Raw genomic sequence first — 18,141 nt, forward strand, 5'->3', positions numbered from 1 at the left:
GGGCGTCGAGCGCCCTCACCTCAGTGAGGACGCGGCGCCGGATCGGCAGAACAGGACGGATGACCGGTCGTGGGACCGGTGGTCCTGCCCGGAGGCCCCCGTACGCCGGGGAGCTCGCCCCTGCGGCTGCCGGGTGCGTCGAAGGAGTCCGCGGCGGCGTGCCGGACGCCTGCGCGTGGCTCGACCGGCCCCGGTGCGGCGGGCGTCAGCGCGTCGTGCGGTGGCGGAGGCGCGTGAAGGAGCAGGTACGCCCGGCCGGTGCCCGCCCGGGGAGCCTGCGCCGGATCGGCCGCCGCCCTGGGCTGCTCGTGCCCGGCCTGCGCCATCGCCCCCGTGCCCGACACGGCCACGACCCCGCTCGCGTGGCCCGGCCCACCGATGTCGGACCCGCTGACGCGCCCGGACCCGTACCGGGCGTCGTGTCCGGATTCATGCCCGGTCTCGTGCCCGGCCCGGTGCCGGAAGGCGTGCTCGACGTGGTGCCGGAGGTCGTGCCCTGCGTGGCGCCGGAAGGCGTGCTCGGCGTGGTGCCCGACGCTGTGGGTCCGCGGTGCGGCGGGATCCGGGGCGGCGGCGGTGACGGCGGGTGCGAGGCTCCGGGAAGTCGGGGCGGGTGCGGCGCCCGTCACCGAGGCGGCTCCACCGACCAGGATGAGAACGGCGAGGACGGTGAGGATCAGCGCGGCCGGCGCACATCGCACCCTGGACGCGTTCGGCCGGGCCGGTGCCGGGTACGGCGTCACCTCGGTAGGCCGGGCTGCTCGGGCGACGCCGTCCGGTGGCGCAGCACGGAGCTGAGGATCTGTCCGGCGCCGCGGACGACCGTGGTCGACGGGTCGTCGGCCAGGCGCACCCGGGTGCCGAGGCAGTGAGCGATGCGATCGGTGACGTCGGCTCGCAGCGCGCCGCCGCCCGCGAGCACGGGACCCTTGCGCAGGGCTCCGCGGATCGCGCCGTGCCGGTCGTGCCGCCACATGGACGTGACCATGTCGAGCACCGTACCGACGAGGACGACCGGCAGCGTCGCCGGGTCGAGGCGGTCGAGGTCGTCGAGTCCGCTCTCGGCCTGCCGGGCGTCGGCGACCAGTCCGTTGACGAGGAGCGTGACCTCGGTCAGCTCGGCTCCCATGTCGACGACGAGGAGAGGTCCCGCGTCCCTCGGCCCGGCGTACGCGGCGGCGGCGCGGGCGCTGCTGAGGACCAGGACGCGCGTCGTCCCGAGCTCGGCGAGCAGAGCGCGCGCGGCGCTACGGTGTTCGGCCCCGGCGAGCACCGGGTGGCTGAGAACGATCACGCTGTCGCTGCGGTCGGGGCCCAGGGCCGCGTCCGCGATACGGCCGAGCAGCCGGCCGCAGGATTCGGGATCGACGATGCGCCCGCGCCGGACCGGCCGCTCGTCGCCCCCGTGGAGACCGGAACCGGGGAACGGGTCGAGGACCAGCCCCCGTCCGGGCACCCACACCCTGGTGCGGGAGCTGCCCAGGTCCAGGGCCAGCCCCCGGGCGGCCGGAGGGGCGCCCTGTGCGCGCAGCTGCTGGTGGCGCGTCCGGAGACCCGCGTGGGAACGCCCCGCCCCGAACGCCCCGGCACCGCTTCCGTCACGAAGCGGTCCGGGGCCCTTCCCCCATGGGCCCGCACCCGGGCGGAGCGGCCCTCGCCACTCGCCGGGCGCGGAAGTGAGCGGGACGCGAACGGCCGGGACCGCGGTGGTCGGAGGAACGGAGGTCGGGAGAACGGAGGTCGGAGCCGGGACGGCCGGAGTGGGGGCGACCCGGGTGAGGGCGGCCCGGGCGGGGGCCAAGCGGGCGGGCGCGGTCGAGGGGGGCGCCGCGGGAACGGCGCGACCCGGTCGCTGTCCGTCATGCACAGATCGCATCGTCCCTCACCCCCGGCCGCCCGTCGCAGCCGCCCACGCACCCGTCGGCCCCACTGATAGCGAGGCACGACCGAGCCCTCACTATGCAATACGGGGTGCTGGAACGCCACTTCCTCACTGATTCACAGGCGCGCCATCGCGGCGCGCCGGGTAACCGACCGGCTCAGGCCTCCTCCCCCACCGCCAGGAAGGCGCCGACCAGCTCAGCGAACTCCTCCGGCACCGCGATCCGGACCCCCAGCTCCTCCGCCTTGGTGCGCTTGGATCCGGCCTTCTCCCCGGCCACCAGCAGACTCGTGCGCTTGGAGACGCTGGAGGACGACTTGCCGCCCGCCCGCTCGATCAGCTCGTTCATCTGGTTGCGCGACAGCTTCTCCAGCGCTCCGGACATCGCGCCCGTGACCACCACGGTCATCCCCGCCAGGGGCAGCGTGGAGCCGGTTCCGGCGCCGCCACCGGCCTCCGGGTCCGCGCCCGCCGCCGCGGCCGCCTCCTCCTCCGTCCCGGGCTCCGGGGGCGGGGTGGCGCCCGGCTCCGTCATGGACACCCCGGCCGCGACGAGCTTGCCGATCAGCGGTGCCAGCTCCACCAGCTCGGCGACCACCGCGGCCGCCTTCTCCTTGCCGATGCCGTCGACCCGCTGGAGCGTCTCCGTGTCGGCGGCGACGATCCGGTCCATCGTGGCGAAATACCGTGCGATGCGACGTGACATGGAGCGCCCCGTGCCCCGTACGCCCAGGGCGCAGAAGACTCGGGACAGCGGCCGGGTCCGGGCGGTCTCGATGGCCGCCAGGAGGTTGTCCGTGGAGGTCTCGCCCATCCGGTCGAGAGCCAGCAACTGCTCCCGCTCCAGCGTGAACAGGTCCGCGAAGTCCGTGACTAGGCCCGCGTCGACGAGCTGGACGACCCGTGTGGAGCCGAGGCCCTCGATGTCGAGCTGATCGCGCCCCGCCGCATACGAGACGGAGGCGACCAGACGGCAGTCACGTCCCCGGGTGCAGCGCCAGCGCTGCTCGCTCGTGTCGATGTCGGAGCCGCACTGCGGGCAGCTCTCGGGAAACGCGATGGGCGTCTCGTCGCCGGTGCGCAGGTGCACCACCGGGGCCTCGATGCGCGGGATGATGTCGCCGGCCTTGTAGACCATGACCTGGTCCCCCAGCCGCAGGTCGCGGCGGGTGATGTCGGCCGGGTTGTGCAGGGTGGCGTAACCGACGGTGGAGCCGTCGATCTCCACGGGTTCCAGGACGGCGCGCGGCGCGATGATGCCCGTGCGCCCGACGTTCCACTCGACGGCCAGCAGGCGGGTGATCTTCTCCACGGCGGGCAGCTTGTAGGCGATGGCCCAGCGGGGCGCGCGGGTGCCGGAGCCGGCCTCGCGCTGGTCGGCCGCCAGATCGGCCTTGATCACGATCCCGTCGATGCCGAACGGCAGCGAGGCGCGCAGGGCGCCTATCCCGTCCACCCGCGCCTGGACCTCCTCGGCCGTGGTGGCCCGGAGCGGCGCGACGTCGGTGCCCGCGGCCGTGTGCACGCCGAGGCCGGCGACGTACGCCAGGACCTCGCTGTGGGGCAGTTCGGCGAGGGTCGCGGCGAGCTCTCCGGAATCGGGCAGCGGCAGCGCGCCGTAGGCGAAGAAGGTCGTCTCCACCCGGTAGGCGCGGTCCTTGGCGCGCAGGGTGCCCGCCGCCCCGTTGCGCGGGTTGGCGAAGGGGGCGCCGCCGTGTTCCGTACGGATCGCGTTGCCCTTTTCGAACTGCTCGTTCGTCATGAGGATCTCGCCGCGCACCTCGATGGTGACCGGGGCGGCCAGCCGCTCCGGGAGGCCGACGACGGCGCCCGCCGCGTGTGAGACGTCCTCGCCCGCCGTGCCGTCACCGCGGGTGATGAGGCGCTCGAACCGGCCGTCCCGATAGCGCGCGGCGACCGCCAGGCCGTCGAGCTTCGGCTCCACGCTCCACGCGGTCACCGGTCTGCCGATCCGTCGCTCGAGGGACGCCGTCCAGGTCACGAACTGCTCCGCCGAGAAGACGTTGTCCAACGAGAGCATGGGCCGTGTGTGCGGCACGTCCCCGACCGCGGCCCCGCCCGCGACCTTGCCCGTCGGCGAGTCGGCGAGCACCTCCTCCGGGTGGTCCGCCTCGTACGCGGCTATTCCGCGGGCCAGCCGGTCGTAGGCGTCGTCGTCCAGCGCGCTCTCGCCCGTGGCGTAGTACGCGGCGGCGGCGAGGGAGGCCTCTTCCACCGCGGCGGCGTAGGCGGCGGCATCGGCGAGCACAGCAGCTGAGTTCGTCATGGCCACCATTCTTCCGCCCACCACTGACAACACCCCCGATCCCTCTTTCCCTCCGACCCGGGGAGAGCGCTCTCTCATCTGAAGGCCCTCAACTTCTCCCCTGCCAGGCTTATTTGTTGAGCCTGCGCACCCTCTTGACATGCACACAAGGCAATTCTACGTTCTAGCGAGAGAGCGCTCTCTCACTAGATCAAGGAATCCCCCACTTCCCCGGACAGGAGTGCCGTGCTCTTCCGTCATCGACGCGACCGCCACCGCCACCGCCACCGCCACCGCCACCGCCACCAACGATCCCTGCCGCCCTGGCGGTACAGAATCGCCGGACTCGCCGCGGCCGCCCTCGCCCTTTCCCTCCTCCAGGCCAACGCGGGCAACGCGGCGGCCGAGCGCGCCGCCGCCGAAACCGCGCCGAAGGCCGCCGCCGACGTGGTGCGGGTGGCCGAGTTCCTCGCGGAATGCCCGTACACCCACCGGGCCCCCGACGACCCGATCGTCTTCCCCGGACTGCCGGGCGCCTCCCACATGCACAGCTTCTTCGGCAATGACACCACGCACGCCGGATCCGATCTGGCCTCCCTGGAGCGGGGCCGTACGTCGTGCGCCCCCGAGACCGACCTGTCGTCGTACTGGGTCCCCACCCTCTACGACGGCGACAAGGAGGTGGAACCCACCGGGACCACCTTCTACTACCTGGGCGAAGGCGTGAGCGACGACGTCATCCGCCGGATCGAGCCCTTCCCCAAGGGCCTGCGCATCGTGGCGGGCAACGCGAAGGCGACCGGCCCGCAGGACAACACGATCGCCCGCTGGTCGTGCCTGCACGCCGGTGAGGTGAACCCCTCGCAGAACTTCGTGAACTGTCCGCCCGGCACGATGATGGAGTCCTACCTGGACTTCCCGCAGTGCTGGAACGGCACGGACCTCGACTCGGCCGACCACAAGAGCCACATGGCCTACCCGGTGGCCGGAGGCTGCCCGTCCACCCACCCGGTGCCGGTGCCCAAGCTCCGGCAGGTACTGCGCTATCCGGTGAACGGCGACCCGGCGCGCTTCCGGCTGGCGTCCGGCCCCGGCTACACGATGCACGGCGACTTCTTCAACGTCTGGCCAAAGGAGGAGATGGCGCAGCGCGTCCGCGACTGCATCAACGCGATCGTGAAGTGCGGCTTCGACGGCCGCCCCTGACTGGCCATCACGAGCGTCGCGCTGCTCCACGTCCGCCCCGGAGCCCGGCTCCGGGGCGGACGCCCTCCCCTCCCGTACGAGGACACCTCTTGAGCCCCATGAACCTCCGGCCGCTCCACCGCGCGGCCGTCCTCGGCCTGTTGGCCGCGCTGGGTCTCGGCGGCGCGGCAGGCTGCTCGTCGGCGGCGGGTCCCGCGCCCCGTGCCGCGGGGGCTCGGGAGTCCGCTCCGGGCCTCTCCCCCGCGCCGTCCGGCACCGCGTCCGCCGTCCCCACCGACATCGGCTGGGTCCAGTTGATGACCCCCATGAACCAGCAGGCGGTGAAGCTCCTGACGCTCGCCGCCGAGCGGGCCGCCGAACCGCGGGTGCGCGCCTTCGCGGTGCGACTGCGCACCGGACACGAGACCGAACTCGTCCGTCTGCGAACCCTGTTGGCACGCATGGAGCTGCCCCTCACCGATGTGCACGCGGGGCACGACATGCCCGGCATGGTGACCGAACAGGACTTGGAAGCCGCGCACGCAGCCGAAGGGACCGCGTTCGACCGGTTCGTCCTCGTGCGGATCCGGGACCACCTGCGCCAGTCCGCACAGGTCTCGCGTTCCGAGATCGCCGCGGGCGGCCGGGCGGAAGCCCGGGAACTGGCCCGCGCCCTCGTGACGGCGCGCGAGGCCTTCCTCGCAGAGCTGGAACGGTTGCCGGGCGCGGTGCGGGCCCTCGGCTGAACGGGGCGGCCGGCCTGCGGGTATAAAGGGCTGCATGACAGCCGAAGTGCCGCAGCCCGTACGCCCCGCGACCTTGGAGGACGTGGCGGCCGTGGCCGGTGTGTCACGGGCGACGGTGTCCCGGGTGATCAACGGGGCGACCACGGTGGACCCCGCCCTGCGCACCGTGGTCGAGGAGGCGGTGGCGACCACCGGCTACGTGCCCAACCGGGCCGCCCGCTCGCTGGTGACGCGGCGCACCGACTCGGTGGCCCTGGTGGTCTCGGAGCGGGAACGGCGACCGATGTCCGAGCCGTTCGTCGGCCGGATGTTCTCGGATCCGTACTTCGGGCGGGTCGTCAGCGGACTGCTGGAGGTGCTGCGCCCCGCGGGCATCCAGATGGTCGTGATGCTGGCCGACGACGAGGCGTCCCGGGGCCAGTTGCTCTCGTATCTGCGCCACGGCCATGTCGACGGGGTCGTCCTGATCACCACCCACGCCGACGACCCGCTCCCCGGGCTGCTCCAGGACACCCGGATGCCCGCCGTCCTCGCGGGCCGCCCCCATCATCCGTCCCCGCTGGCCTATGTGGAGGTGGACCAGCACGCCGGGGCGCGGCTGGCGGCCGATCACCTGGCCGCGCTGGGGCGACGGCGCATCGCCACCATCTCGGGGCCCCAGGACATGCCCGCGGGGCAGGTGCGGCTGACCGGGTTCCTGGAGGCCGTCGCCGCCCACGGCATCGACGACGTGACCTGTACCGAGGGGGACTTCACGCATCTGGGCGGGGCCGCGGCGATGCGGCGGCTGCTGGTGGACCGCCCCGACCTCGACGGGGTGTTCATCGCCTCCGACCTGATGGCCCTGGGCGCGCTCCCGGTCCTGCTCCGGGCCGGGCGCGATGTGCCGTCCGACGTGGCGGTGGTCGGCTTCGACGACAGCAGCGCCGCGGCCGCCTGCGACCCGCCCCTGACCACGGTCCGGCAGCCGGTCGAGGAGATGGCGGCGGAGATGGCCCGGCTGCTGCTGAAGCAGATCGGCGAGCCGCGCGGCCCCTCGCCCTCCGTACTCTTCCCGCCGACGCTGGTACGACGGCAGTCGGCCTGATCCGACCGCGGGACGGCCGGTCGGAGAGCGGACGGTCGGATGGCGGTCTGCCTCCCGGAGGAACGTCTGCCGGTCAGGCCGTCGTACCCGGCGCTTCCCGCACCGGGGCATCGCCCGGGAACGGCTCGTCAGCCAGGCCGGCCCCGCCGAAGCCCTCGGTCCGAACCGGTACCTGGGGGCCGGAGGACTCCTGGAGCCAGCGGGTCAGCACCCGGTGCACCGCTTCGGCGCCCACCAGCCCGCCGCCCGGCGGCACGGGTGCGCCCTCCGCGGTCTCGGCGGCCACGATGTCGAGCGGGTCCGTCAGCCCACGCGGCCAGAGCAGGAACGGCCGGGACTGTTCGCCGCCGAGGCCGCCGTGCGAGCCGACCTGCTCCTCGAAGGCGTGCACGGTCCCGGTGGCGGGGTCGTACATGGAGTTGACCATGACGTCGGCGACGTGCGGAAAGGTGTCGGTGCGCTGTACGGCCGCTGCCGCCCCGGCGCCGAAGACGGCGAGCGGGCCCTCGCCGTCCGTCAGGTCGGCGACGGGCGTCTTCGCCCCGCCGGGCCCGAGCACCACGGAGCCGTGCTCACCGCAGCGGACGAGGAGGAAGCCGACCCCCGGGTGGTTGGCGAGCGTGGAGAGCAACGCCGGGTGGCGGCGCTCGATCTGTTCGCGGGAGGCGCGGCCCTCGATGTCGGGGAAGGAGATCAGCCCGAGGTTGCCGGAGGCCAGCACGATCGGGTCGGAGAGCTTGGCCGGGTGCTCGGCCTCCTGGCCCTCGACGGGGCGGTGCAGCGCGATCCGCACCGCGTCACGGGCCTCGGAGGCACTGCGGGTGCGCTGGGCCCGGCGGGGCACGGGCAGCCCGCATCCCGCCCGGACGAGGTCCTTGAGCGTGAGCCCGTACTTTCCCGCGAACGTCTCCCCCGGGCTCTGTCCGTGGTCGGACAGGAGCACGATCCGGTAGGCGCGCGGGGTGTGGTCGGCGATCTTGGCGATCAGGGCGAGGGAGCGGTCGAGGCGTACGAGGACCTTCTCCGCGTCGCGGCTGTGGGGTCCCGAGTGGTGGGCGACCTCGTCGTAGGCGACGAGGTCGGCGTAGACGGCGGTGCGTCCGGCGAACATGTCGCCGATGACGGCGGTGGCGACCACGTCGCGCTCCACGACGGTGGCGAAGGCGCGGATGAAGGGGTAGAGCCCGCCGCGCTTGATCCGCGGTGTGACCTTCCGGGCGCGGGCCCGGGTCGACTGGCCGATCTCGCGGAGGACCTCGGCGACGAAGGAGAGGGCCGTACGGGTGGCGTTGGTCGGGTCGGAGAAGTAGGCGAAGTATCCGGCGCGCGAGCGGCGGCCCTTGCCGCGCCGGGCGGCCATGGAGAGCACCAGGGCCAGCTGTCCGGCTCCGCCGCTGAAGAGGTTGCCCCGGCTCGCGCCGTCGACGGTCAGCAGACCGCCGTCGCGGGTGCGCGCGATGGCCCGGCGCTGCATTTCGAGGGCGCTCGCGGGACGGCTGGAGACCATGACGGTGCGGGTCTCCTTCTCGTACCAGCGGAACGCGGGCACGTCGTGGTTGCTGCCGTGCAGGATGGCGAGCTGGCTGGCGCCGGTCTGGCTGGACCAGTCGGTGCGCCACGGGGTGAGCCGGTGTCCGGAGGAGTCGGCGAGCCAGCCGGCGACGGTGGGCATGAGCCCGTCGGCCGCGGCCTTCACCAGCACGTCGTGGCCGACTCCGTCGAGCTGGAGGAAGACGGTGCCGGGCGGACCGTCGCGGCCCGGTTCCGGCGGGCCCGGGGAGCGGCCGCGACGGCGACGCCGGTCGGCGAGCCGGGACAGCCGGCGGCGATAGGCCTCGTCGTCGCGGACGGCGAGGGCGGTGGAGGTGGCGGAGGCGACGGCCGACATCACGGCGGCGACGACGACGGCCGTCTCCGGGTTGGCGTCGCCACGCCCGTCCGGGATGAGGCGCAGCGCTATCAGGAGCAGCGAGCCGTTGAGGAAGAAGACCAGGGCGCCCAGGACGAGCGCGGGCACGATGAGCAGGGCCCGCACGAGGACGGGCCAGACCAGGGCCGACAGGAGGCCGAAGGCGCCCGCGCCCCAGGCGGCGGTGAAGGCCGTCTTGGTGATGGTGTCGCCGTCGTCGGCCTCCAGCCGGAAGTCGGGCAGGGCTCCGGCCAGGACGAGCATGGTGAGGGTGGACACCGCCCAGACCGCGGTCACCCGCAGCAGGGCTCTGCCCGCCGTACGCCACTTCCCGTCACCCACGCCGTCCACCTCACGCCCTTTCCGCCCCCGGGCCCCGGTCGTCCGGGGCCCGCCCTTCAGCTTTTCACAGGGCTGGTGCCGGTCACCGGCTCCGGCGGGAGCGGCCTGGGCCCGGCGGGACGGTACGGGGGGCGCATAGGCTCGTACCGGTGGCGCACCCGGGTACGGGCCGCGCACGCCGCGGATTTCGGGTTCGGGTGTCCTCGGGGTCAGGGACCAGGGGCCCTCGGGACCGGGATCGGAGGTCCTCGGGGCCGGGGCCGGGATCAGGGATCGCGGACTACGGACACGGATGACGAGGGTCGAGCGAGGAGGCCGAGGCGCGGTGGAGATCACCTGGTGGGGTCATGCCACCTGCACGATCGAGGACTCGGGGGTGCGGGTGCTGACGGACCCCCTGTTCGTGCGGCGCTTCGCGCATCTGCGCCGCCGCCGGGGCGAGGTGCCGCCGCCGCGGGCCGCGGTCGCCGAGGTGGTGCTGGTCTCCCATCTGCACTCCGACCATCTGCATCTGCCGTCGCTGGCCCGGCTGGCTCCCGGCAGCCGGCTGATCGTGCCGAGCGGCGCGATGGCCGCGGTGCCGGGTCTGCGGGCGCTGCGGCGAATGCGGCAGCTGCACGTCACCGAGGTGAAAGCGGGCGACACGGTGCGGGTCGGCGAGGTGCGGGTGCGAGCGGTCCCCGCCCTGCACGACGGGCGACGGCTGCCGGTCGGGCCGCACCGAGCGCCTGCGCTCGGTTATGTGGTCGAGGGCGAGGCGCGGACGTACTTCGCCGGGGACACCGGGCTCTTCGACGGGATGGCCGACGCGGTGGGGCCGGTGGATGTGGCGCTGCTGCCGGTGGGCGGCTGGGGCCCCTACCTGGGGCACGGCCATCTGGACCCGGCCCGCGCCGCCGAGGCGCTGATCCGTCTCGCGCCGAGGTCCGCGGTGCCGGTGCACTACGGCACGTACTGGCCGATCGGTCTGGACGGGGTGCGCCCGCACGAGTTCCACGCGCCGGGCGACGAGTTCGTACGGCACGCGGCGAAGCGGGCGCCCGAGGTGACCGTGCATCTGCTGGGGCACGGCGAGCGCGTCAGACCGGAGGCCGGCCCGTGATCCAGGAGATCCAGCAGGTGGTGCGGGAGCTGCCCACCGAGTCGACCCAGCAGGCGGTCGGCTATCCGACGCTCTTCGCCCTGGTGGCGCTGGGGTCCTTGGTGCCCGTGGTGCCTACGGGCGCACTGGTGAGTTCGGCGGCGGTCGTGGCCTTCCACCAGACGTCGCCGCTCACCCTGCTCTTCGTGTTCCTGACGGCGTCGACCGCCGCGTTCCTCGGGGACGTCTGCCTGTACTGGCTGGGGCAGCGCGGGGTCCGGTCGAAGAACGGCTCGAAGTGGCTGGAGGCGATCACCCGCCGGGCCGCGCCGGAGCGGCTGGCCCAGGCGCAGGAGAAGCTGGCGGAGCACGGCGGGACGGTGCTGGTCCTGTCCCGTCTGGTACCGGCCGGGCGGATCCCGGTGATGCTGGCGTGTCTGCTGGGCAGGATGCCGTTGCGGCGGTTCGCCCGGGGCGATGTTCCGGCCTGCCTCGCCTGGGCGGCGACCTACCAGTTGATCGGCATCCTGGGCGGTTCGCTGTTCCCGGAGCCGTGGCAGGGCGTGGTCGCGGCGGTCGCCCTGACGCTGCTGATCAGCGGGGCTCCGGCCGTGTGGCGCAGGCTGCGGTCGCGGTTCGGCCGTGGAACGGGCGACGCGACGGGTTGAACGTTCTGCCACCGCCGGGGGCGGCCAGGACCCGACGCACAGGCACCGTGCCGGGCGTCCTGGGCTTCTCCCCGACCGCCCTCAGCGCAGCGCGCCGAACACCGCGGCGAAATCGTCCAGCGCCCGCGCCACGTGCGCGAGCTCCAGGGGCTTCGCAGCGGCGAGGGACTCCCTCTGCCGCTGCGGTGTGGCCCCCAGCAGTGGTCCGGTGCCCAGGCGTACGCGCAGGGCGCCCAGCTCGTCCCCGAAGCGGTGCCCGCCCGGGGCCGGTGCGCCGAGCCGGTCGGTGAGGTACTCCTCCAGCTCCATGGAGTCCGTCACGCCCAGGTCCGCAAGCCGGGAGCGCAGCGGGCCCAGGTCGGCGTAGAGGTGGCGGCCCGCCTGCGGGGGGCGGGCCAGCGCGCCGGAGCCCAGGACCGCGCGGTGGGCGGCGGCGGCGACCTCGGCCTGGAGCGCCGCGGCCCGCCGGATCCGTTCGCGTACGGACTCCGGCTCCTCCAGGGCGTGGGCGGCCGCGCGAGCGACCGGAGCCGCGACGAGGGCGCCGAGCGCGGTGAGGATGTCCAGGGCGCGGGCGTGCCGGACGGCGGCCCGGGCGGTGTCCGGGAAGCGGGCGACGGCGACCGGCCAGGCGGCCGGTACGAGGGCTCCGGACAGGTCGCCGATCACCGTGACGTCGTCCGGGCACATCTCGGCGGGGCTGAGCAGGACGGTGTCGCGGGGGCGGTGCACGGTGTCGCGCCAGGTCTCGTCGCTGATGATGTGCAGCCCTTCGCCGACCGCCGCCTCGCACGCCTCGTGGACCAGCTCGGGCGGGGCGACGGTGGCCGTGGGGTCGTCCACGACGGACAACAGCAGCAGTTTCGGCCGGCCGCCCTCCGCACGGACCCGGCGGACGGTCTCCAGCAGGGCGTACGGGTCGGGCACGCCGCCGCATTCGGCCGGGGTCGGCACGTGGTAGGCGGGACGCCCCAGCAGGCGGGCCTGCGGCATCCAGGAGGCCGGGCAGGGGCGCGGCATGAGGACGTCGCCGCCGTGTGCGGCGATCAGGGCCAGGAGGAGCGGCTGGGCGCCGGGGGCGGCGGCGATGCCGCCCGCCGTGCCGTGCAGCCCGCGCCGGTCCCAGTAACCGCGGGCCGCCTCGCGCAGCGCGGGCCCTCCACCGGGGGGTTCCGGGCGGGTCCGGTCGGAGGCGGCGGCGAGGACGGCGGCCAGTTCGGGCAGGACCGGGAGGCCGGGGTCGGGGGCGGGCGGCCCGTAGCGGACGGGACCGTGGTCCTCGTGTGCGGGTGCGTGGCCCTCGGTCCCGTGCATCCGGCCCTCCTCCGCCACTCTCCGCTCCGCGGGTACGACGTCCCGCCGATAGCCTCCGGCTTCTCCGGCCGACGGCCCCTGGCTTCTTTATACGGAGGTTCCGAGCGGCTCGCCCGCCCAGTCGCGCACCCGACCGGGGCGCTCGCCGCACGGGCTGTCCCGCCGGTCGGTGGCACAACCGTGGCCGGTGTCTCAGCGCGCCTGCTGGTTCAGCGTGGCCCGGCCGGGTATTCGCTGATCCATGTCCTCACCGAGAACCACACCCGCCACCGTCACCACCACCGCCCGGTTGCGCGGCTGGCTGCAGGCGCGGGATCTGGCCGTCTTCCGGAGCGTCGCGGACCGGCACTGGCCGGGCGCCGATCCGCTGCTGCCCCAGCTGAGCCGGAGCGCCAACCACGGGCTGCTCTGGTTCGGGGCGGCGGCCGGGATCGCGGCCCTCGGCAGCAGTGCGCGCTCCCGCCGGGCCGCGCTGCGCGGGGTGGCGTCCCTCGCCGTGGCGTCGGCGACGATCAACACGATCGGGAAGGGCGCGGTGCGCCGCGAGCGGCCGATAACGGACCTGGTGCCCGTGGTGCGGCAACTCAAGCGGCAGCCGATCACCACCTCCTTCCCCTCGGGCCACGCGGCGTCGGCGGCGGCCTTCGCCACCGGGGTGGCTCTGGAGTCCAAGGGCTGGGGCGCGGTCGTGGCCCCGGTCGCGGTGGCCGTGGCCGCCTCCCGCGTCTACACCGGGGTCCACTATCCGAGCGATGTGCTGGCGGGTGCGGCGCTCGGCGTAGGGGCGGCGTTCGCCCTGCGCGGGGTCGTGCCCACCCGGGGCCAGCTGCCCGCTCCCGGCCGCCCGCCGGGCGAGGCCCCGGCGCTGCCCGCGGGGAAGGACCTCGTCGTGGTGGTGAACCAGGAGTCGGGCACGGCCACCGCGACCGCGTCCCTGGTGCGCGAGGCGCTGCCCGCGGCGGAGGTGGTGGAGGTGCCTCCGAAGGAACTGTCGGCCGCGATGGAGAAGGCGGCGGGCCGTGGCCGGGCGCTGGGCGTCTGCGGAGGCGACGGCACGGTGAACCTGGCGGCTTCCGTGGCGGCGACGCACGGGATGCCGCTGGCGGTCTTCCCCGGCGGCACGCTCAACCACTTCGCCTACGACCTGGGCATCGAGACCGTCCACGACACGGCCGCCGCCCTCACCGCGGGCGATGCCATCAAGGTGGACCTCGGCCGCTTCCGGCCGGGCCCCGGGGGTGCGGACGGGGCGGACGGATATTTCCTCAACGCCTTCTCGCTGGGCGTCTATCCGGAGCTGGTGCGCACCCGGGAACACTGGTCGCCACGGATCGGCGGCTGGCCGGCGGGCGTGCTCGCGGCCTTCCACGTGCTGCGCGGGCGGCAGCCCCTGGAAGCAGAACTCCAGGGGCGCAGGCGGCCGTTGTGGCTGCTCTTCGTCGGCAACGGGCTCTTCCAGCGGGTGGGCCCCGCGCCGGGGCGCCGCCACAACCTGGCGGACGGACTGCTGGACGTCCGGGTGGTGCACGGCGGCCGGACACCGGCGTTGCGTCTGATGGCGGCGGCGGTGGCGGGACCTCTGACCCGCTCCCCCGCCCATGCCGCGGTGCGGCGGCGCCGGGTGCGGATCGGCGGCCTCGCGCCGGGGACTCCGTACGCGTACGACGGCGAAGTGGCCCACTCCGGATCGGAACTGACGATCGACAAGCTGCCGGAGGCGCTGACCGTCTACTGCCCGATGCCGGTCTGACCCGGACCGGTCGGTCCGTATCGCAAGACACCTATCTCACCATTCGACATCACGGCGTACGGTTGTTCCTGTCGCCGCGCCCGTCGGCGCGAGGTTTTCGGGAGAGGACACACCACCATGCCGAAGGAGACCGCCGTGTACACGCACGGCCACCACGAGTCGGTCCTGCGCTCGCACCGCTGGCGGACCGCCGCCAACTCGGCGGCGTACCTCCTCGACGAACTCCGCCCCGGCCTGGCCGTGCTGGACGTCGGCTGCGGGCCCGGCACCATCACCGCCGATCTGGCCGCACTGGTCGCGCCGGGCCGGGTCACCGCGGTGGACGCCGCCGACGGCGTTCTCGGCCAGGCCGCCGCGGTGGCCGCCGAACGGGGCCTGGAGAACATCGAGTTCGCGGTGGCCGACGTCCACGCCCTGGACTTCCCCGACGACTCGTTCGACGTGGTCCACGCCCATCAGGTGCTCCAGCACGTGGGCGATCCGGTCCAGGCGCTGCGCGAGATGCGGCGCGTCTGCCGCCCCGGCGGGGTCGTCGCGGCGCGGGACAGCGACTACGCGGCGATGACCTGGTACCCCGAGGCCCCCGGGCTCGGCACATGGCTGGAGGTGTACGGCCGGGTGGCCCGCGCCAACGGCGGCGAGCCCGACGCCGGCCGCCGGCTCCTCTCCTGGGCGCGGCTCGCCGGGTTCACCGACATCACCCCCACCGCGGCCGCCTGGTGTTTCGGCACCCCGGAGAGCCGCGCCTGGTGGAGCGGCCTGTGGGCGGACCGGACGACGGACTCGGTCTACGCCGAGCAGGCGGTGCGGGGCGGACACGCGAGCACCGAGCAGCTCACGGCCATCGCCGGGGCGTGGCGCTCCTGGGGCGAGGAGGGCGACGGCTGGTTCATGGTCCCGCACGGCGAGGTGCTCTGCCGGGCGTGAGACGGGGCCGGGCGCGGGCGGGGGAGGAGAGGAGGGGGTTCGGCCCGACCGGAATCGATCACACCGGCGGCGGCCGCCAACTACCCTCGTAGACATGGAGATCCTCGGAACCACGCTGCGTATCTGCGTCGACGACCTGGAGGCCTCGGTGGCCTTCTACGAGGGGCTGACGGGCACGTCGGCCCTGCGCTTCGAGCGCGGTGGGGTGTCGGTGGCCGCGATCGGCTGCTTCCTGTTGATGAGCGGGCCGGAGTCGGAGCTGGAGGTGCTGCGCAAGGTGGGCGCGACCATCGCCGTCAAGGACGTCGACGAGGCGAACGCGGCGCTGACCCGGGCCGGCGCGCGGGTCATCGCGGGACCGGTGGCGACCCCGGCGGGCCGCAACCTCATCGCGCTGCACCCGGACGGCTCGGTCTTCGAGTACGTGGACCGCAACGTCACCGTCTGACCGGTCGCCCGGGGCACGTTGATCACTCCTGGGGCGGGCCCATGGCGAAGTCGTAGGCGGCGGGCAGCGGCTCGTCGCTGACGGACGCCCAGAGTTCACCGAGGATTCCGGCCCCTTCGCGCAGGTCGGCGACCTCGAATCCGGCGTCGAGGATCTCCCGGGCCGCCCCGGTGTCGCCCTCGGCGACCAGGATCCGGGCGAGGAGCAGCCGGAAGCGTCCGCGCTCACGGATCGCCGCCGGCAGCCCGGCCAGCAGCGCCCGGGCCGCCCCGGGGCGTGCGGCGGACAGATGTGCCTCGACGGTCTCGCGGGCCAGGGCGACGAGGAGGGCCGTGCCCTCCTGAGACTCCGTGAGGTACCCCGCTCCCGGCGCGCCGAGGTCCGCGAAGGCCTCGGCGTACAGGTCGGCGGCGTGGTCCGCCCTGCCGCTCTCCTCGGCGGCGACGGCGAGACAGCGCAGCAGCGGCCAGCGCGGCGCGGGACCGCACTCCAGGCCGCGCTCCCAGCTGCGGACGGCCTGGGCCCGGTCGTCGGCGTGCCACTGCGCGATGCCGAGGTGGTATTCGGTGTGCGGGTCGGCGTCGGCGGTCTCCAGCATGTCGCGCCAGGGCGGCGAGACCGGTGTCGGACCGGGGATGCCGTCCGGGTCCGGCTGCGGCAGGGTGCCGTGCTCCAGCAACTCCCGCCAGGGGGCCTGCTGGGCGCCGATGTCGCCGGCGGCGAACGGAGTGCCGGGCAGCCGGTGGCCGCCGCGCAGCACCTCCAGCGCACCCCAGCCGGAGCCTGCGGCGAGCACCTCCCCCGGTTCGGTGTCGGCGTGCGGCAGCCAGGCCGCGTACGCCTCCTCCACCACGCCGCGCGGGAGTGCCTCCTCCAGCCGTGCGGCGGCCTCCTCGGTGGCTGCGGCCCAGTCCCGGCCGTGCACGGCGGCCGGGTCGGCGGAGAGCGGACCGTAGGACTCCAGCCAGCTGAACGCGGCGCCGGCCTCCAGCGGGACGTGCTCCAGCTGGGTGCGGGCGAGGCCGGCCTGGATCTCCGCGTAGCCGCCGTCCCCGGGCCCGTTCAGCCATTCCTGCCAGCGGCGGCCGCCCCTCCCGTGACCCCAGCGGAACAGTTTGCGGCCGCGCAGCAGGTCGGTGGAGGTCTGGGCGAGCCCGTGGCCGTCCTTGTCGAGCGCGGCGATCCAGCGCCGGGCGTCGTCGGGCAGCTCGTAGAAGTGGTCGGCTGGGTATGCGGAGCGCAGTGGATAGGTGTGGTCGAGGCCGCCCGCCTCCGGGACGCCGACCCGGGTGAGGGCGTGGTCGTAGCCGAAGTGCCAGGCCTCGTCGGCCGGGACCAGCACCCGGGTGTCCGGGGTCTCCGGGACAGCGATGTTGGACCACCAGTAGACCGGTGCGGGCTGTTCGTGCGGGTTGCGTATCCGTACGCCGACGTGCAGGAAGTCGGAATCGTCGGGAAGCCAGAGGTCCACCTGGAAGGGCAGGTCGCGCAGGCGCTCCCATTCCCAGAGCCGGACCATCGTGGAGCCGTCGGGGCCGGGCACGAGCGCGGCGTGCAGGGGGGCGCAGGACAGGGTCGTGTGGCCGGTGGCGCCGATGTTCCACTCGATCCCGCCGGAGAACCAGGCGCCGTTGAGGGCGAAGGCGGCGGGCTGGAGGACCGGGTTGCGGTGGAGCAGTTCGCGGCCGGTGGGTTTGTGGTGCAGGGAGTGGATCCGGCCGCCGAGTCCGGGCAGTACGGTGACGCGCAGCCGGGCGTTCTCGATGACGACGGCGTCGATGGCGGTGGGGGTGCGCTCGCGCCCGTAGCCGTCGAGCAGCCGGGTCGGCAGGACGGTGCGCAGCGGTCGGTGACCCAGTTGCCGGGCCATGTCGCGGGGCAGGCCCGCCCGGTCGCGGGGGTCGAGCACGGGTGGCGCGGCGGGTGTCCGCAGCGGCGGGAGCGGGTTCTCCGGCCCGAGCGGCGCTGCGGGCAGATTCACTACGGCTCGTCGTACGGTCGTGGCCAAGGCACCCTCGTTCCCTCGCGGCGGGCCGCCGCAGGTCCGGGCGCCCCCGGTGACCATGGAACACGCAGGTGGCCGCGGGGAACAGAGGCCCGTCGGTCACACTTCCGCGCGCCTCGGCCGCCCGCCGCCCCGGTCCGGGCCCACGCGAGAGGCCCGGGGCTCAGGCGGATGCGCGCGATCGTCCGGAGCCGGGGCTCGGAGTCCTGGTCACTTGCCCTTCCGGCGGAAGAGGTAGCCGCCGCAGCCGAGGCCGATCAGGAACATCGCCAACAGCGCGAACCACAGGGGCATCGTCACCTCGGGGATCAGCATCCTGATGGTGACCTCGTTCGTGTTCACGCAGATGAACACGATGACGAGCACGACCACCACGGCGACCACGATGCGCCCCGGAGTGAGCCATCCCGTGCCACGCCCGCTGCTCGATACGTCCTTGGGGCTCATGGTCCGGCCCTTCCGCTCGCTGCTCGCCGTCCGGCCCGCCCGTCGTGCACGCGACCGCCCCCCGGGGTCCCAGCATGTCCGGCT

The 18,141-nt window shown here is 74.3% G+C and carries 15 protein-coding genes; 8 read left to right on the forward strand and 7 right to left on the reverse strand.

The window, feature by feature from the left end; all coding sequences use genetic code 11:
* Window positions 1–20: 20 nt before the first annotated feature.
* From ACIRJT_RS26260 to ligA, 3 genes are all read right to left on the reverse strand, one after another.
* The gene (locus ACIRJT_RS26260) at window positions 21–701 is read right to left on the reverse strand and encodes a hypothetical protein (protein WP_403913489.1); all 681 of its coding nucleotides are present in this window, start codon (window positions 699–701) and stop codon (window positions 21–23) included.
* Between the two features lie 38 nt (window positions 702–739).
* Window positions 740–1,456: a rod shape-determining protein MreC gene (locus ACIRJT_RS26265; protein ID WP_403913491.1), complete on the reverse strand. Its 717-nt coding sequence runs from the start codon at window positions 1,454–1,456 to the stop codon at window positions 740–742.
* 583 nt (window positions 1,457–2,039) lie between these two features.
* Window positions 2,040–4,178, reverse strand: a complete 2,139-nt coding sequence (gene ligA / locus ACIRJT_RS26270; RefSeq protein ID WP_403913493.1) for an NAD-dependent DNA ligase LigA — start codon at window positions 4,176–4,178, stop codon at window positions 2,040–2,042.
* 216 nt (window positions 4,179–4,394) lie between these two features.
* Here ligA and ACIRJT_RS26275 point away from each other — a divergent pair, with 216 nt between their 5' ends.
* The 3 genes from ACIRJT_RS26275 (at window position 4,395) to ACIRJT_RS26285 (ending at window position 7,166) form a co-directional block, all read left to right on the forward strand.
* On the forward strand, window positions 4,395–5,354 hold the full coding sequence (locus tag ACIRJT_RS26275) for a DUF1996 domain-containing protein (RefSeq protein ID WP_403913496.1): 960 nt from the start codon (window positions 4,395–4,397) through the stop codon (window positions 5,352–5,354).
* A gap of 98 nt (window positions 5,355–5,452) precedes the next feature.
* Window positions 5,453–6,079, forward strand: coding sequence for a DUF305 domain-containing protein (locus ACIRJT_RS26280; protein ID WP_403913656.1), 627 nt, complete (start codon window positions 5,453–5,455; stop codon window positions 6,077–6,079).
* Window positions 6,080–6,113: 34 nt separating this feature from the next.
* Window positions 6,114–7,166 (forward strand): LacI family DNA-binding transcriptional regulator, encoded by a 1,053-nt coding sequence (locus tag ACIRJT_RS26285; protein WP_403913499.1) that lies wholly within the window; start codon window positions 6,114–6,116, stop codon window positions 7,164–7,166.
* A gap of 73 nt (window positions 7,167–7,239) precedes the next feature.
* Here the strand turns inward: ACIRJT_RS26285 and ACIRJT_RS26290 are convergent, their stop codons facing one another.
* A complete protein-coding gene (locus ACIRJT_RS26290; RefSeq protein WP_403913502.1) occupies window positions 7,240–9,417 on the reverse strand; it encodes an alkaline phosphatase family protein in 2,178 nt (725 codons plus the stop codon).
* 325 nt (window positions 9,418–9,742) lie between these two features.
* Between ACIRJT_RS26290 and ACIRJT_RS26295 the strand changes: the two genes are divergently transcribed.
* Both ACIRJT_RS26295 and ACIRJT_RS26300 read left to right on the forward strand, forming a co-directional pair.
* Window positions 9,743–10,519, forward strand: a complete 777-nt coding sequence (locus ACIRJT_RS26295; protein WP_403913505.1) for an MBL fold metallo-hydrolase — start codon at window positions 9,743–9,745, stop codon at window positions 10,517–10,519.
* On the forward strand, window positions 10,516–11,166 hold the full coding sequence (locus tag ACIRJT_RS26300; protein WP_403913508.1) for a DedA family protein: 651 nt from the start codon (window positions 10,516–10,518) through the stop codon (window positions 11,164–11,166). The genes ACIRJT_RS26295 and ACIRJT_RS26300 overlap by 4 nt, the downstream gene beginning before the upstream one ends.
* Window positions 11,167–11,247: 81 nt before the next feature.
* On the opposite strand, the gene ACIRJT_RS26305 is transcribed toward ACIRJT_RS26300, so the two are convergent.
* The gene (locus tag ACIRJT_RS26305; RefSeq protein WP_403913510.1) at window positions 11,248–12,480 is read right to left on the reverse strand and encodes an aminotransferase class I/II-fold pyridoxal phosphate-dependent enzyme; all 1,233 of its coding nucleotides are present in this window, start codon (window positions 12,478–12,480) and stop codon (window positions 11,248–11,250) included.
* Window positions 12,481–12,721: 241 nt separating this feature from the next.
* On the opposite strand from ACIRJT_RS26305, the gene ACIRJT_RS26310 reads away from it, so the two are divergent.
* The 3 genes from ACIRJT_RS26310 (at window position 12,722) to ACIRJT_RS26320 (ending at window position 15,605) form a co-directional block, all read left to right on the forward strand.
* Entirely contained in the window at window positions 12,722–14,230 is a 1,509-nt protein-coding gene (locus ACIRJT_RS26310; protein WP_403913513.1) for a bifunctional phosphatase PAP2/diacylglycerol kinase family protein, read from the forward strand.
* Between the two features lie 117 nt (window positions 14,231–14,347).
* A complete protein-coding gene (locus ACIRJT_RS26315) occupies window positions 14,348–15,157 on the forward strand; it encodes a class I SAM-dependent methyltransferase (RefSeq protein WP_403913516.1) in 810 nt (269 codons plus the stop codon).
* Window positions 15,158–15,251: 94 nt separating this feature from the next.
* On the forward strand, window positions 15,252–15,605 hold the full coding sequence (locus tag ACIRJT_RS26320; RefSeq protein ID WP_403913519.1) for a VOC family protein: 354 nt from the start codon (window positions 15,252–15,254) through the stop codon (window positions 15,603–15,605).
* A 22-nt stretch (window positions 15,606–15,627) separates the two neighbouring features.
* On the opposite strand, the gene ACIRJT_RS26325 is transcribed toward ACIRJT_RS26320, so the two are convergent.
* Both ACIRJT_RS26325 and ACIRJT_RS26330 read right to left on the reverse strand, forming a co-directional pair.
* Window positions 15,628–17,613, reverse strand: a complete 1,986-nt coding sequence (locus ACIRJT_RS26325) for a DUF5107 domain-containing protein (protein WP_403913522.1) — start codon at window positions 17,611–17,613, stop codon at window positions 15,628–15,630.
* A 207-nt stretch (window positions 17,614–17,820) separates the two neighbouring features.
* Window positions 17,821–18,057, reverse strand: coding sequence for a LapA family protein (locus ACIRJT_RS26330; RefSeq protein ID WP_403913524.1), 237 nt, complete (start codon window positions 18,055–18,057; stop codon window positions 17,821–17,823).
* Window positions 18,058–18,141: the final 84 nt, after the last annotated feature.

Source organism: Streptomyces sp. NPDC102283 (genome assembly GCF_044766265.1).
GTDB lineage: Bacteria > Actinomycetota > Actinomycetes > Streptomycetales > Streptomycetaceae > Streptomyces.

Bases quoted from the DNA above. Each gene is read 5' to 3' on its own strand.
- ligA (WP_403913493.1), bottom strand. From the start codon at position 4,178: ATGGTGGCCATGACGAACTCAGCTGCTGTGCTCGCCGATGCCGCCGCC.
- ACIRJT_RS26280 (WP_403913656.1), top strand. From the start codon at position 5,453: ATGAACCTCCGGCCGCTCCACCGCGCGGCCGTCCTCGGCCTGTTGGCC.
- ACIRJT_RS26285 (WP_403913499.1), top strand. From the start codon at position 6,114: ATGACAGCCGAAGTGCCGCAGCCCGTACGCCCCGCGACCTTGGAGGAC.
- ACIRJT_RS26305 (WP_403913510.1), bottom strand. From the start codon at position 12,480: ATGCACGGGACCGAGGGCCACGCACCCGCACACGAGGACCACGGTCCC.
- ACIRJT_RS26310 (WP_403913513.1), top strand. From the start codon at position 12,722: ATGTCCTCACCGAGAACCACACCCGCCACCGTCACCACCACCGCCCGG.
- ACIRJT_RS26315 (WP_403913516.1), top strand. From the start codon at position 14,348: ATGCCGAAGGAGACCGCCGTGTACACGCACGGCCACCACGAGTCGGTC.
- ACIRJT_RS26320 (WP_403913519.1), top strand. From the start codon at position 15,252: ATGGAGATCCTCGGAACCACGCTGCGTATCTGCGTCGACGACCTGGAG.
- ACIRJT_RS26330 (WP_403913524.1), bottom strand. From the start codon at position 18,057: ATGAGCCCCAAGGACGTATCGAGCAGCGGGCGTGGCACGGGATGGCTC.